This window comes from Enterobacter cloacae complex sp. 2024EL-00711 (assembly GCF_047529885.1).
GTDB classification, from domain to species: domain Bacteria; phylum Pseudomonadota; class Gammaproteobacteria; order Enterobacterales; family Enterobacteriaceae; genus Enterobacter; species Enterobacter ludwigii.
Genome location: NZ_JBLIZC010000004.1, coordinates 431,330 through 443,685, shown reverse-complemented (window position 1 = coordinate 443,685; position 12,356 = coordinate 431,330). Strand labels below are relative to the sequence as shown.

The window sequence follows — 12,356 nt, the reverse complement described above, 5'->3', positions numbered from 1 at the left end:
CGTGACACTCCACACGAATCGCCACGTACTATGTTATTCATCACCATGCCTGAATATAAGTAAAATAAAAGGCATACAAGAATCCAAATGTGCCTCAATATCTGCTTTCTCAACGGGATCAGTTAAACCAATCGCTGCCTGCCGAAGAGGTTCGGCGACACACATGGCGAGTATGACTTTGGCACTGGTATCTGCAGGTAACATCGGCAACCAGCCCTGTTTTTGCTGTCGTGTAATCCACTCAGTGAGTAATTGTTGGCCGCGCGCTATGCCATTTTCATTATATTTCTTGAGAAGATCATCTTTACCAGGAAATTCAGTATTGAGAAGACGAAACATTTTCACGGCGGTTACTGATAGCGCCTGACCACAAATCGCAGCCAGTAATTTTCTTAACGCCGGTAAAACGTCATTCTTATCTGTCGGATCGCTCTGCAGGAGTGGGGCATAGTTATCCGTCCAGTTTCGAACCGAAAGGCCAAGCAATTCCTCCCTGTTTTTCGCAAAGCGATAGACGGTCTTTTTGGCAACGCCTGCATGCGATGCAACCGCCTCAATTGTTGTGGCGTCATAGCCTTTGTCAAAGAGCAAGGCCATCGCGCTACCAATGATTTGTGTCTTCACCTCTTCCTCAGGGACTGAGGGACGTCCGCGTGGTTTGGTTGGTGAGGTCATCCTGGAGATTCCTTTTCGCTTGTCATACGACCATTCTATCGGTAATGTTTAGGAAACGCACTTCGTTTCCAAAATGGTGCGAACTTCCCAATGCTAATGGAGAAAAAAATGCGACAACACGATATTGCCAGGCCCTGGCTGGATTATTCGGCATTGCTTGATCCTTCTCCCATGTCGCTGGAGACAGGTATTAAACGTCTGGATGACGGGAGTCTGCTGGTCGCCGTACGCACCGATTTACATGGCTGCAAAGGACGTATGATTAACTGGTGGTTTACCTTCTTTGAAACGACGCAGCATATAAAATGGTGGCATCCCGTTGATCATGTTGAGCATCGTGGATGGGACGCCAACTGGAAGCGTGGGGAAAGTTTTTACGGCGCAAGCATCCATGCCGTTGAATCATTAGCTGAAATCCCTCCCATTCCCGCGCGTCTTAAATTCCATCACCCTGCATCGGTATTTGGCGAAATGGCTGTCGACAAGGCAATGGGGGATGGAAGTGTCTCGGCAATCATTGCCGCAAGGATAGGCTTCGGTGAAAAAACTGAACTGGATAGCCAGGGCGACCCGCTGGACGGACAAATGCTACATGTTGTCCGGGATACGCCTTTTGGGTGTGTGCTGCGTAGCCGGTTTATTCTGGGTATGAGTAATGACGACCACGCTGAACCTGCCGATGACGTTGGATTAGCGCTCATGCGACACTGTTATACAGAGTTCACGTTCTTGTCTCGTTTCCTGCCTTCTCTGTATTACGGCGAGAAAGCGAATGATGAGAAAATTGCGCTTCCCTGGTAACACGTAGGTTTAACTGCTCAAATAAACCTGTCGACGAGGGTAATCATGCCCACCGTGTATTTCCGGGCCAGACCAATATTATCTCAAGCGTGACGCACACTGGCTAAGCAGTGATGCCTGGTTTAACCAACGCGTAGCCAAACCGGCATCACTTCATATCTGAAATGAAGTCAGCGTAACAAAATCAATCGACGGATTTTACTGTGATTCCAGTAATGCTGAAATCGTTACCATCGCCGCTGGCTTTATGGCTGAAAATTTCCAGCACATTATCGCCCTGCGCCGCCGTAAACTCACCTGACAGCGTGACCCACTCGCCTTTCACGGAAAGAGCTGTAACCGAGGTAATATCCTGGCCTGCCACCCGCAGTGACAGTTCGGGTATCACCTTGTAGTCATTATCCCTGCGAGCCTGAAGGCTGAAGCGATAGCGTTTCCCCGGCTGGAGTTCCGAATAATGTTTATAAAGCAGCACACCATTGTGTGTCCGGCCTTTAACATTGGTGGTCGGAAAACGAATCATGGTCGCGCCACCTTCTGAGTAAAACTCATGCTCAGGCGTTGCCGGTCCAAATTGCCAGTTATTCAGATGATTATTCGTAAACTTACTCTCATCCAGGAATGGTGTTGGTTCGGGACTGACAGGGGCAGTGTCCGGCGCAGCGGGGGGTGAGGAGGGGGGCACCGGTTTGTTGTGATGTTCCTGACACGGGCAAGGGGGCGTTTTCTCTTTGCAACCACAGTCGCTGGCGCAAGCGTCAATCAGGTTCTTAAGCACATCAGCAAGCGTATTCACCGCCCGGACAATCTCAGGGGCCTGTGCGCACAGATCGCTGCCATTACCAGGCGTCTTCGCTGGCGTTTTACCTTCCAGCGCATCTGCTTCTTCTTTTTTGTTCGCCACGCTGTCGTGTTGCGTGGCCTTACTGGCGCAAATGGTGCTTTTTAAAACCGAGGCAAAATCGGCAATGCCGGAGGTGTAGATATAATGCTCACCACCCGTACGAAGCGCCAGGCGCTTGTATTCCCGAACCATGGCTTTCTCATCATCTGGGGTGGGATAAGGTAATGAGACATGAGGCGTGCCCAGATAGGAGTGGATTTTGACACCGTACTCCAGGGCGGTGGCAATGGCATCATCGCAGGCTTTGATGCGGTCCGCATCCAGGGTCATCTCCCCGCCTTTCAGACTTTCGTCTCCCAGCACAAAAACATTCTTTTCAGCGCCGTCACGCCAGTTGTAATGACGGATAACGTCCTCCGCAGCAGGCGCCACATCTTCCTGAGCGGGGTTCCCCTCTTTGACATACTCTCTGCCTTTCAGGGCGGACGGGTTAGCACCGGCCTCGCTCGTCAGGAACTGACGGACCGTTTTATTAAATTTGGTGCCGGCAAAAACGCCTTCGATGCCCAGAAAATCAGTTCGTAAATCCGAAGGGCAGGCTTTTCTGGCCTCCTCAATGGCGCTCTCAAGTTTTGCACAGAGCGCTTCCGCTTCATCCTTCATTGAAAGACTGCTGTCGATGATGAAAACCAAATCAACTTTTTTATTGTCCATAATGCTCATATCAGGGGCTCCATTAACGTTCATTTTTGTTTTCCAGTGAACCGGCAGGGAAGGCCGTGAATGGCACGTTGCCTCCCTGCGGGCATTTCAACCGAGCACAACAAACCTGACGTCATAGCCTCCCGTATTATTGGCGTATTCAGACGCAACATTTGTATCGTTAAAAATGAATGAAATTTCGCCATCAGCAGGGACTTCCCAGTCGCTACCGCCGCTTCCGATACCGTAAATATGCTCACCCGCTTTGATCAGTAATTTCCCCGCCAGTGCTTCTGGCAGGACAAAAGTGGGATCCGGTTTTTGCGCTGACGGATGCTGGCTGTCGCCGTCAGGTCCAAAGCTGCGACCGCGGCTGTCGTACTGAGCGGTACCGGCTGCAATCAGCATCACCTTGTCCCCTTTGCTCACGGATACGCCGGTGTGGGTCCAGTCACTGCGCGTTGCGGGAACATGACCTTTCCAGTCCGCCTTTTGAGCCGCCGCTTTCTTTTCGTCTTCAGCGATATACACAACCGCGCTGAAAGCGCCGCTGTTGTCGCGATGTGAAGAGTCACTGACCACGAGAATCAGCTCGCCGTCTTCCGGTACCGACCACTGGTAAACACCACTGCCAATGTCATAGCTTTTTCCGGATGCACTGAATCGGGCTTTCAGCACCTTATCGTTCCGTAAGACAAAGCCCTCTTTTAGCCTGCCGTATGGCGATGCCAGGGCGTAGTCTTCCTTACCGTATTTAATCCATCCTTCCGCAATAATACTGATTTTTTGCCCGGTTTTTAGTTTAAGTCCGGTATTAATACCCGTGTCAGCAGTTGCATCAATATTGCCCGACCATGCAGGTGAAACAGTCATATAATTCTCCGTAATCGTGACAGCGTAGAGCGTCCAGCTTGTCAGTGGTATGAGGTAATAAATAGCCTACAGATAATGTTTTTGTTACTAAGGGGTACGGCATTCACAATCAGAATATAAACAGATATGCCGCTCAGCAAATAATATTATGGAAATGATGCTGATGATTTTCGTTCGTCTCCCGTCTGCTGCAGTTCTGCGAATTAAATATTAGGATTAATCTCATGCTGTGTTTTGTTACTCCAGAGCGGTAATGCGTGTGAGTGAGAGGTATATGTTGAAACCAAAAAAGTAATAGGCATGGTAATTAAGTGGATACTTGTTAACCCATTCCTTTTCCGTCGTGGAGGTGAGAAATTAAGTTGAGAGGTAGAGGTTTTTTATTGGGCGGATATCACGGCAGGCGGTGCTGTAATGCGCCCTCTCACTGCTTTGTGTACCTATTATTACCGCCTGTCAGGTAAGATAATTAATTTACTAAAGGTATAATTACAGTCATGATTAAAAGTGCGATTACTCCTATAGTTAACATTAAAATCAATTATAAATCAGTGTCTTAGTTGTTGGTTGTGTCGGTGTATTTATATAAATCGCAGCGTAAAAAAAGAAATCGCATTATTCTTTCGACATAAGTCTGGAAAGGATAAATATATTCATATGCATCCATGATGAAACGTTATGAATAATAAATGTGATGTCTGTCACATGCAGGGGAGTTTTGTCTTTGATTGATGCAAAGCACGCATCAAATGTAATGTTAATGAAGTTTGATAAAGGAGAATAGCATGACGGCTAAGCCAGAATGGTCCGGAGAAGTTCCTGCAAATATTCCTGCCGGTATTAATACAGTCCTGCAACTGAATGCCGGTGATGAGATAACGATAATGGCCTCTGGCTGGATTAAATACGGTAAAGAAGAATTTGCGCTGGCGGTGCCGGATGGCAGGGTGAAAGAAGGACTCATTACCTGCAATGATAAGGTGCTGAAGGCGAGATTTGATACCTCTGGCAAAGGTTATGATATAGGCGGTGGAGTATACAAATGGGCGACTCCCCAGAGCGGTACCCTGCATCTGTATATTGCCGATACAGAGGCTGGATACTCTGATAATACCGGCAGTTTCAGCGTCAATGTATACCGGTAAGAACGGGTCGTTTCGGATACAGCGATTTCAGCCCCATTGATATGGCGGCAGGGATTATGTCCGGCGTTCTCAAACCGATATCTTATTCATTCCAATATTATTCGCAGAACTCAGCAGATGATAAGAAGACTAATCAACAATATTCTCTGGTACTCTACCGGGTGGGTGTTTTTTGGCCTGATAGTGCTCAGTGGAATCGCAGGGGGACTGGCGGCTTCAGTCCTGCATTTTACTACAACGGATGCATTCCTGGCCGCATTTTGCCTTTTTCTGTTGCTGTCATTGCCCGTTTGCTTCTGGCTGCACCGGTTATCTCGCATACACCGGCGTCAGTAATGTACACGCCCACAAGGAGAGTCCCTGTGAGCGTGTAGTGTTTCCAGTGCTGAGCATGCGCAGTCGCGTTACTGGCGCTTATCCTGCAACGCCTTCAGGGGTAAACGCCATACGTCATAGCGCTCCAGGCCAGGTTTGACCGCGCCAGCAAAATGGTCGTTCAGGCTGCTGGAGGTAAAGATCAGATCCCCGTCCGGATTGATGGCCGGCGTGTCCGGCCAGTGTACGCCGTCGTTTGACGCCATCAGGGTCATTGAGCCGCTCTTCGGTTTATACCTGACAATACCGTTGTGTGTCACATCGGTGATATAGAGGTTGCCTTTGGCATCGGTCACGATACCGTCGGTATTGCCTCCCACCGAACCAAGATCCCGGATCTGCGCCGCAATCTGCGCATCGTCAGCACCAGGCTTTCGCAGAATGTCAGTCGGTACCGCAAACGCATGGGTCCCTGTCGTCACCGTCCAGTAGAGCGTGCCGGTATCCGGAGACAGCGCAATACCGTTGATGCCAATCAGTAATGGATGACCTGGCCAGACTTCAGCCCCGTGCGAGACGACTTTCACACCCGGCTCAATCTGCAGGTCTGGATGACGGTCGAGCACGCGTCGGGCAGTGCCGGTTGCGAAATCGGCGATGATAAGACCGACGCGGTTCTCAGGCGCACTGCGCGAGCCGCTGTCGGAGATGTAAGCGACACGGCGCGTTTCATCAACAACCACATCATTGAGGAAGCTCGCCTTGCGATCTGCCACGCCATCCAGTGGAATGCGTTTGATCGTGCGGCCGGTATTCAGATCCAGCACCATCAGTTTCTGCGAACCCACGGGGGATTCCGCTTCTCCCGCGACGAACCCCATATCCAGGGCCCACAGCCAGCCATTCTTACGGTCAATATAGAAGCCAAGCACGTTACGCAGGTTCTGGTCGGGAGCGGTTTCCACGGCATTACCCTCGCGGGACGGAAATGCCGTGAGGCGCGCCGGTCCGGTCTGCACGGTCGTATCAAGAATACTTAACGTCGCGGGCGCACCGGCTGAAACCAGTCGAGGGGTACTGACAAAGGCTCTTCCCTTTGCATCAAAGTGGATGCCTGCGATGGGCGCGTTAACCGAGCCGGAAAACGGCGTCGGCGTTTCCCCCTTCTCAGGCGTATTCCAGGTTACGCCGGTATAGCTGCGCCAGCGCTCAAGAGGGGCCTGGTTCGCTGCGCTGGCTACGCTCGCAAAAGAGAACAACATTGCCATCGCGATGGCGGACATATTACGGGTACGTTTGAACATTTCTATGCTCCGGTAAATAGGGGAAAGCAGGGGACACTGATTCCCCTCAGGTCATGACGGCTGCTGTATTAAAGAATGGAGCGGAAGGTGCCGCCTTCGACGCGCACCGCAGCACCGTTAGAGGCAGCGCCCAACGGGCTTGCCAGCAGCGCGACCATCGCGGCTATCTCATCAGCATCGATCATTCGCGCGATAAGAGAGCTGGGGCGGTAGGTCTGGAAGAAATTCGCTTCGATCTCCTGGTCGGTCATACCCGGTGCAGGCGCGGTCTGGCGCAGGTATTCGATAATGCCGTCGGAGCGGGTCGCTGAAGGCAGTACGCTGTTGACCGTAACGCCCGTCCCCTTCGTGAGTTCGGCCATACCGCGCGAAACGGCGAGTTGCGCCGACTTACTGACGCCGTAATGCACCATGTCTGGCGGCGTGAACGCGCCGACTTCGCTCGACATAAATATCACCCGGCCCCAGTTGCGTTCCAGCATGCGCGGGAAGTAATGCCGTGACAGGCGAACGCCGGACATGACATTGATGTTGAACATGTTCAGCCACTCATCATCGGTGATGTCGGCGAAGTCTCGGGCTTCATAAAAGCCCAGGTTGTTGATGACAATATCGGTGTCAGGGCAGGCCGCGATCAGGGCTTTTGCCCCCTCAGCGTTTCCCAGGTCGGCAACGATGGCGGTGACCTGCGCCTGAGGCTGAGCGGCGGTAATGTCTGCCACGGCGTTTTGCAATTTCGCGTGGTCACGACCAGTAATGGTGACGGCCACGCCTTCGCGCGCCAGCGTGCGGGCGATGGCCAAACCAATCCCCGCGGTTGCGCCAGTAACGAGTGCTGTCTTACCGGTGAGTTGAAGATCCATGATTTTACCCTCTGGTGATGAATGCGCACACTTTACTCATCGCCCAACTGGAGATAAATTAGCGGAATTGAAAAACATTTGTTCCTGAAAGAGCATAATGAGCAGAAAATTCGATTATCTTGGCGATGTTGAGGTCTTCATCGCTGTCGTTGAACACGGCTCATTTACTGCTGCTGCCGTCGCCCTGTCCACCACGCCCTCGGTGTTGAGTCGTGCGGTTTCTCGCCTTGAGACGCGTCTGGGACGACAGCTTTTACAGCGAACCACCCGTCGGGTAGGCCTGACCGAGGCAGGGCGAGTTTATCTGGAGCAGGCGCGATCTGCTTTTTCCCTGCTGGATGAAGCTGAACGTAATGGGCAGGGCCAGGAAGGCGACCTGACCGGACGCGTGCGCATGAGTGTACCGACAACCTACGGGCACTATCGCCTGCCGCCCTTGCTGGCGCGATTCTCCCAACACTACCCGCGCGTTCAGGTGGATCTGAACATCACCAACCGCAACGTCGACCTGATTGCTGAAGGGTTCGATCTGGCGATTCGTTTGGGTCAGATGCCCGACAGTGGTTTAGTCGCGCGTAAACTGGAGGATGCCGCTTTGCTGCTGGTCGCATCACCCGCGTACCTTCACAGGATGGGGACTCCGCAAACGCTGGATGATTTGCACCGACACATGTGTCTGCCGTTTATTTTGCCGCGCACCGGTCGCATCGCTCCGTGGGTGTTTCGGGAAGACGAACGCGATGTGGACTGGCTACCCGTTTCACCTATCGAAACATCGGATGATGTGCTTGGCGTCGTCTCCCTGGCTGAACACGGTATGGGGATTTGCCAGAGCTATGAATTTATCGTCCAGGACAGGATACAGCGCGGTCAGCTGGTGGAGGTGCTTCCTCACCTTCGCGGACGCTCGCGGCCGTTCTCGGTGATCTTCGCGCCACACCGGCGCCAGTCCGCTGCCACCCGCGCGATGATTGATCTCCTGACCACGCAATAACGACATGTTGGGGCGCTGATAGGGGGTTTAATGCGGTGGAGGGATGGCATTAAAACGTAATTCAGGATAGCTGAATAGCTACCCTGAATAATGCTGGTAATGATTTTATTTCTTAATGAATGCCAGTATATCTGAGTTTATAACATCAGCATGGGTGGTGTGCATTCCGTGAGGGAAACCAGGATAAATAATTAACTGACTATTTTTCAGGAGTTTGTCCTGCATAATCGCTGCATTCTTATAGGGGACGACCTGATCGTCATCGCCCTGCATGACCAGAACAGGTACAGAAATCTGTTTAAGATCTTCAGTTTGGTCTGTCTCTGAGAATGCCTTAATACCCTCATAATGAGCAATCGCACCGCCGTTCATACCCTGGCGCCACCAGTTTTGAATTGTGCCCTGAGAGATTGCTGCACCGGATCGGTTAAAACCGTAGAAAGGACCTGAGGCGACATCCAGATAGAACTGGGCGCGGTTAGCGGCAAGTGCCTTTCTGAAATCATTGAAGACCTCAATCGGCGTTCCGTCTGGGTTGGCGTCAGTTTTTACCATGAGGGGAGGGACGGAGCTGATGAGAACCGCTTTTGATACGCGTCCCTGAGGTTGTCCGAATCTTGAAACATAGCGAGCAACCTGTCCTCCACCGGTGGAGTGGCCTACATGGATAACATTCTTCAGATCCAGATGCTCAACGACGGCGTTAACATCAGATGCATAATGGTCCATATCATGCCCGTGGCTCACCTGGTCTGAGCGGCCATGACCGCGGCGGTCCGTAGCAATAACGCGATAACCGTGGGCGAGGAAAAATAGCATCTGATTATCCCAGTCATCTGCGCTCAGCGGCCACCCATGGTGAAACATGATGGGTTGCGCTGATTTATCGCCCCAGTCTTTAAAATAAATACTTACCCCGTCCTGTGTGGTTACATATGGCATAGTTGTTACTCCTGTATTGATATCCTGTGGCATATAGCCTTGAACTAGCGGTATTAAAACTACGCCTTGTTACCCGTAACGTATAATCGAGTTCACCGATGAATAAAATCAGTTACGCCTTACCTGAAGTTACCTCTGCATAACCCGTAAGCCGGATAAAACACGACGCAGATTCTGGGAAGAAGAGTATCTGTACCCCCTCTTTTTGGTGTTGCAGCAATGTTAACTTTCCAATACGCTCTGTGTTTTCGGAGTAGCACCATGACTGTCACCGATGCCCTTCTTGCTTACACTCTCGCTGCCACGCTGTTGACCCTGACTCCCGGGCTGGATACCGCGTTAATTCTCCGCACTGCCGCTGCGGATGGCAGTAAAAAAGCAATTCACGTCGCGCTGGGTATTGATACGGGTTGCTTTATCTGGGGCGCGCTGGTCGCCTTCGGCCTGGGAGCTCTACTGGCTGTCTCCGAATTCGCGTATTCCTTTTTAAAGTGGTGTGGGGCCTTCTATCTCTGCTGGCTGGGCCTCCAGTTATTGTTACGCCCGCGTCAGCAGTTCTCGCTTTCCTCTGACGGTAATGCCCGCAGCAGCAACGGTTTTTTACGTGGCATGTTGGGTAACGTGCTAAACCCTAAAATGGGTATCTTCTACGTTTCTTTCCTGCCGCAATTTATTCCAGCAGGTCATTCACCGTTTGTGTGGACATTTTTGCTCGTGAGTATTCATGTGCTTATTGGCACGCTCTGGTCGTTAACGTTAATTATCGCAACCGGCTATGCGGCAGAAGTATTGAAAAAGCCCGCGGTCGTTAAATGGATGGACAGAACGACCGGCGTAGTGTTTCTGCTGTTTGCTGCCAGGCTGGCCATGAGTAAGCGCTAATTAAGCGCCACCCGTAATATCGGGTGGCTTCTGACAACACGCCATGGAAACGCTCAGTAGTGTAATAAGGTAATTTCTTTTTTATTCATTAAGACCCTCTGCTGCTCAACCAGCGCCGCCAGCGCACGCGCCAGTGTCGACTGGGAAATACCCAGTAATTGCGCCAGTTCTTTTTTAGTGAGCGGCAGTTCAATCGCGCGGTGCTCAAAGCCATACTCTTTTCGGATATCCGCGATAAGCTGGATAAAATCACTGACCTTCTGTAAACCGTCGCTCTTCACCAGTACGTTAATAAACAACTGTTTTTCTCTGGCTGAACGGGAGAGTATACGAATGATAAAGTGGGTGAACGTGCTGGTTAGCTGGCTTATCTCATAAAAATGCGTTTTTTTTAGCTCACAGATTTCCACGTCTGTAGCAGCCTGCACGCTATATTGATGCTGGCTGGTGAAGAGTTCTTCTGCACCAAAAATTTGCCCCGGCAGCAGGATCCCCTGAAGAATCTGCTGCGTATCGTAAATTTTAGCCACGCCGCTTCTCAGGGCATAGAGCGCACTTACCGGGGTGCCGCTTTGATAAATAAAGGCATTTTTCGATATACGTTTACCACGCGCCAGATCGTGGATAAACAGGGATTCCTGGCGGTCAAAAAGATAGGCCTGACACACGTCAGCAAAACCGCATTCTGAGCAACTGACACACCGGGATGTTTTCTTTTTTGTCGACACAATATCTTCCATGCGATCATCAAACTATCTTTATGACTGGATAACACAATTCATCACGGGCGACAGCGTATTACCGATAGTGATAAAACTGTCGCCATGTTTTTTCATATACATGGAATGCTCGCCGCTTAAAAAGAATACTTTAATAGCCAGAGAGGACAGATTTTCGGGCGTGTTATCATGTGCCAGCTTTTCCTGCTTGAGGATCTTCACCGTATACGCATTGCTGGAGGTATTAAGGTACTTAAACTTTACGTAGCGGGAAAAGGTGTAATTTTTGCCCTGGTAATCTATGTCGCCGTATAAATTAGATTGACCTGTTTTATCCTCGGAAAATTCAAAGGCAACATTTCCTGAAAATGTAAACGGTTGGTCATTTGAACCATCTTTATAGGAGAAATTCGCAAAGCAGCGATCGTTTATATACGTTGATGGACGTACAATAATACCCCAGAGAAGCGTGCCTGTAAGTACAGTTATTATCGTCGCGAATACCAGTGCGTTTTTCATTTCATTTCCCAGTTAAATGCATAATGGTTTTCGCAATAGATCAACGTGTTGTTTTCTGAGTCCATGGGACAAAAAGCGTAAAAAATTCTCCCGCGGCTACCATAAAACACGTTCGGCTGTATATTCACCATCAGTTGAGCTGCATGCAACGCACATTTCTCTTTGAGACTGGGCTGAGCAGAAAGCAACACGTCAATCAAATGCTTTCGCATATCACCAGAAAGATGTTCAAAAGTGTTGACGCTACACTTCCCGAGATGGCCAATCATCGTGAGTTCGTCATATCGCTGATTTGGCTGTTCCTTGCGCCAGACCCAGATATTGGCTATTAGCAGCACAACAATACCGACTGTTGCCCATATATATCGCTGTGGGAATCTTTTCTTTCTGACCCGGCGAGGGCTAATATTCTCGAGTTTAGTGACACCTTCAGTGGTGTCTATAATCTGCACATCAATATCAGAAGAAAAGAAAAAGCCCACTTTGGGAACAACAATAATCGTTTCTTCAATATCTGTCAGGGAGGTCAGGGTCTTACGTAAAATACTCACATACTGATTAAGTGAGGAGCTGGAACTGGTATGTCCTGCGGACTCCCACACCTGTTCCAGCAGATACTGACGTTCAAGAACGGCTCCCGGCGTTGCAATCAGCAACGAGAGAATACGATTCGCCGTGTTTGTCAGTTTTTTGCCTTCAGGTGCCTCAGCGCCTGGAATAGTGAGTTCACCACTTTCCGTATCGTAGACAACTGTATGGGCAATCAAATATTTCATTA

13 protein-coding genes are annotated in these 12,356 nt (G+C 50.4%); 4 read left to right on the top strand and 9 right to left on the bottom strand.

Annotated features, from left to right (window positions below; translation table 11 throughout):
* Positions 1-33: 33 nt before the first annotated feature.
* Positions 34-675: a TetR/AcrR family transcriptional regulator gene (locus ACMVME_RS14475; RefSeq protein WP_068795177.1), complete on the bottom strand. Its 642-nt coding sequence runs from the start codon at positions 673-675 to the stop codon at positions 34-36.
* A 108-nt stretch (positions 676-783) separates the two neighbouring features.
* On the opposite strand from ACMVME_RS14475, the gene ACMVME_RS14470 reads away from it, so the two are divergent.
* Positions 784-1,476, top strand: a complete 693-nt coding sequence (locus tag ACMVME_RS14470) for a DAPG hydrolase family protein (RefSeq protein ID WP_068795176.1) — start codon at positions 784-786, stop codon at positions 1,474-1,476.
* A 184-nt stretch (positions 1,477-1,660) separates the two neighbouring features.
* Here ACMVME_RS14470 and ACMVME_RS14465 read toward each other — a convergent pair whose 3' ends face one another.
* Both ACMVME_RS14465 and ACMVME_RS14460 read right to left on the bottom strand, forming a co-directional pair.
* Positions 1,661-3,043, bottom strand: coding sequence for a carbohydrate binding domain-containing protein (locus ACMVME_RS14465; RefSeq protein ID WP_251858836.1), 1,383 nt, complete (start codon positions 3,041-3,043; stop codon positions 1,661-1,663).
* Between the two features lie 87 nt (positions 3,044-3,130).
* On the bottom strand, positions 3,131-3,895 hold the full coding sequence (locus tag ACMVME_RS14460; RefSeq protein WP_063156359.1) for a LecA/PA-IL family lectin: 765 nt from the start codon (positions 3,893-3,895) through the stop codon (positions 3,131-3,133).
* A gap of 785 nt (positions 3,896-4,680) precedes the next feature.
* On the opposite strand from ACMVME_RS14460, the gene ACMVME_RS14455 reads away from it, so the two are divergent.
* Positions 4,681-5,040, top strand: a complete 360-nt coding sequence (locus tag ACMVME_RS14455; protein WP_414743452.1) for a LecA/PA-IL family lectin — start codon at positions 4,681-4,683, stop codon at positions 5,038-5,040.
* 404 nt (positions 5,041-5,444) lie between these two features.
* Here ACMVME_RS14455 and ACMVME_RS14450 read toward each other — a convergent pair whose 3' ends face one another.
* Both ACMVME_RS14450 and ACMVME_RS14445 read right to left on the bottom strand, forming a co-directional pair.
* Positions 5,445-6,659 (bottom strand): L-dopachrome tautomerase-related protein, encoded by a 1,215-nt coding sequence (locus ACMVME_RS14450; RefSeq protein ID WP_068795174.1) that lies wholly within the window; start codon positions 6,657-6,659, stop codon positions 5,445-5,447.
* Positions 6,660-6,727: 68 nt separating this feature from the next.
* Entirely contained in the window at positions 6,728-7,522 is a 795-nt protein-coding gene (locus ACMVME_RS14445) for an SDR family NAD(P)-dependent oxidoreductase (RefSeq protein WP_032681599.1), read from the bottom strand.
* 97 nt (positions 7,523-7,619) lie between these two features.
* On the opposite strand from ACMVME_RS14445, the gene ACMVME_RS14440 reads away from it, so the two are divergent.
* Positions 7,620-8,516, top strand: coding sequence for a LysR family transcriptional regulator (locus ACMVME_RS14440; RefSeq protein WP_032681597.1), 897 nt, complete (start codon positions 7,620-7,622; stop codon positions 8,514-8,516).
* Between the two features lie 105 nt (positions 8,517-8,621).
* Here ACMVME_RS14440 and ACMVME_RS14435 read toward each other — a convergent pair whose 3' ends face one another.
* The gene (locus ACMVME_RS14435) at positions 8,622-9,458 is read right to left on the bottom strand and encodes an alpha/beta fold hydrolase (RefSeq protein ID WP_032681596.1); all 837 of its coding nucleotides are present in this window, start codon (positions 9,456-9,458) and stop codon (positions 8,622-8,624) included.
* A gap of 261 nt (positions 9,459-9,719) precedes the next feature.
* On the opposite strand from ACMVME_RS14435, the gene ACMVME_RS14430 reads away from it, so the two are divergent.
* Positions 9,720-10,340: a LysE family translocator gene (locus ACMVME_RS14430; protein ID WP_032681595.1), complete on the top strand. Its 621-nt coding sequence runs from the start codon at positions 9,720-9,722 to the stop codon at positions 10,338-10,340.
* Between the two features lie 53 nt (positions 10,341-10,393).
* Here ACMVME_RS14430 and ACMVME_RS14425 read toward each other — a convergent pair whose 3' ends face one another.
* The 3 genes from ACMVME_RS14425 to ACMVME_RS14415 all read right to left on the bottom strand — a co-directional run bounded on the left by ACMVME_RS14425 (position 10,394) and on the right by ACMVME_RS14415 (position 12,354).
* Complete coding sequence (locus ACMVME_RS14425; RefSeq protein ID WP_333053833.1) at positions 10,394-11,008, bottom strand: Crp/Fnr family transcriptional regulator; 615 nt, start codon at positions 11,006-11,008, stop codon at positions 10,394-10,396.
* A 90-nt stretch (positions 11,009-11,098) separates the two neighbouring features.
* Complete coding sequence (locus ACMVME_RS14420) at positions 11,099-11,578, bottom strand: hypothetical protein (RefSeq protein ID WP_014168789.1); 480 nt, start codon at positions 11,576-11,578, stop codon at positions 11,099-11,101.
* Entirely contained in the window at positions 11,575-12,354 is a 780-nt protein-coding gene (locus ACMVME_RS14415) for a winged helix-turn-helix domain-containing protein (protein WP_014168790.1), read from the bottom strand. The genes ACMVME_RS14420 and ACMVME_RS14415 overlap by 4 nt, the downstream gene beginning before the upstream one ends.
* Positions 12,355-12,356: the final 2 nt, after the last annotated feature.

What these genes read in the sequence shown, in the direction of transcription:
- ACMVME_RS14465 (WP_251858836.1), bottom strand. Translation starts at nt 3,043, where the DNA reads ATGAGCATTATGGACAATAAAAAAGTTGATTTGGTTTTCATCATCGAC.
- ACMVME_RS14440 (WP_032681597.1), top strand. Translation starts at nt 7,620, where the DNA reads ATGAGCAGAAAATTCGATTATCTTGGCGATGTTGAGGTCTTCATCGCT.
- ACMVME_RS14415 (WP_014168790.1), bottom strand. Translation starts at nt 12,354, where the DNA reads ATGAAATATTTGATTGCCCATACAGTTGTCTACGATACGGAAAGTGGT.
- ACMVME_RS14455 (WP_414743452.1), top strand. Translation starts at nt 4,681, where the DNA reads ATGACGGCTAAGCCAGAATGGTCCGGAGAAGTTCCTGCAAATATTCCT.
- ACMVME_RS14475 (WP_068795177.1), bottom strand. Translation starts at nt 675, where the DNA reads ATGACCTCACCAACCAAACCACGCGGACGTCCCTCAGTCCCTGAGGAA.
- ACMVME_RS14430 (WP_032681595.1), top strand. Translation starts at nt 9,720, where the DNA reads ATGACTGTCACCGATGCCCTTCTTGCTTACACTCTCGCTGCCACGCTG.
- ACMVME_RS14445 (WP_032681599.1), bottom strand. Translation starts at nt 7,522, where the DNA reads ATGGATCTTCAACTCACCGGTAAGACAGCACTCGTTACTGGCGCAACC.
- ACMVME_RS14470 (WP_068795176.1), top strand. Translation starts at nt 784, where the DNA reads ATGCGACAACACGATATTGCCAGGCCCTGGCTGGATTATTCGGCATTG.
- ACMVME_RS14435 (WP_032681596.1), bottom strand. Translation starts at nt 9,458, where the DNA reads ATGCCATATGTAACCACACAGGACGGGGTAAGTATTTATTTTAAAGAC.
- ACMVME_RS14450 (WP_068795174.1), bottom strand. Translation starts at nt 6,659, where the DNA reads ATGTTCAAACGTACCCGTAATATGTCCGCCATCGCGATGGCAATGTTG.
- ACMVME_RS14420 (WP_014168789.1), bottom strand. Translation starts at nt 11,578, where the DNA reads ATGAAAAACGCACTGGTATTCGCGACGATAATAACTGTACTTACAGGC.
- ACMVME_RS14460 (WP_063156359.1), bottom strand. Translation starts at nt 3,895, where the DNA reads ATGACTGTTTCACCTGCATGGTCGGGCAATATTGATGCAACTGCTGAC.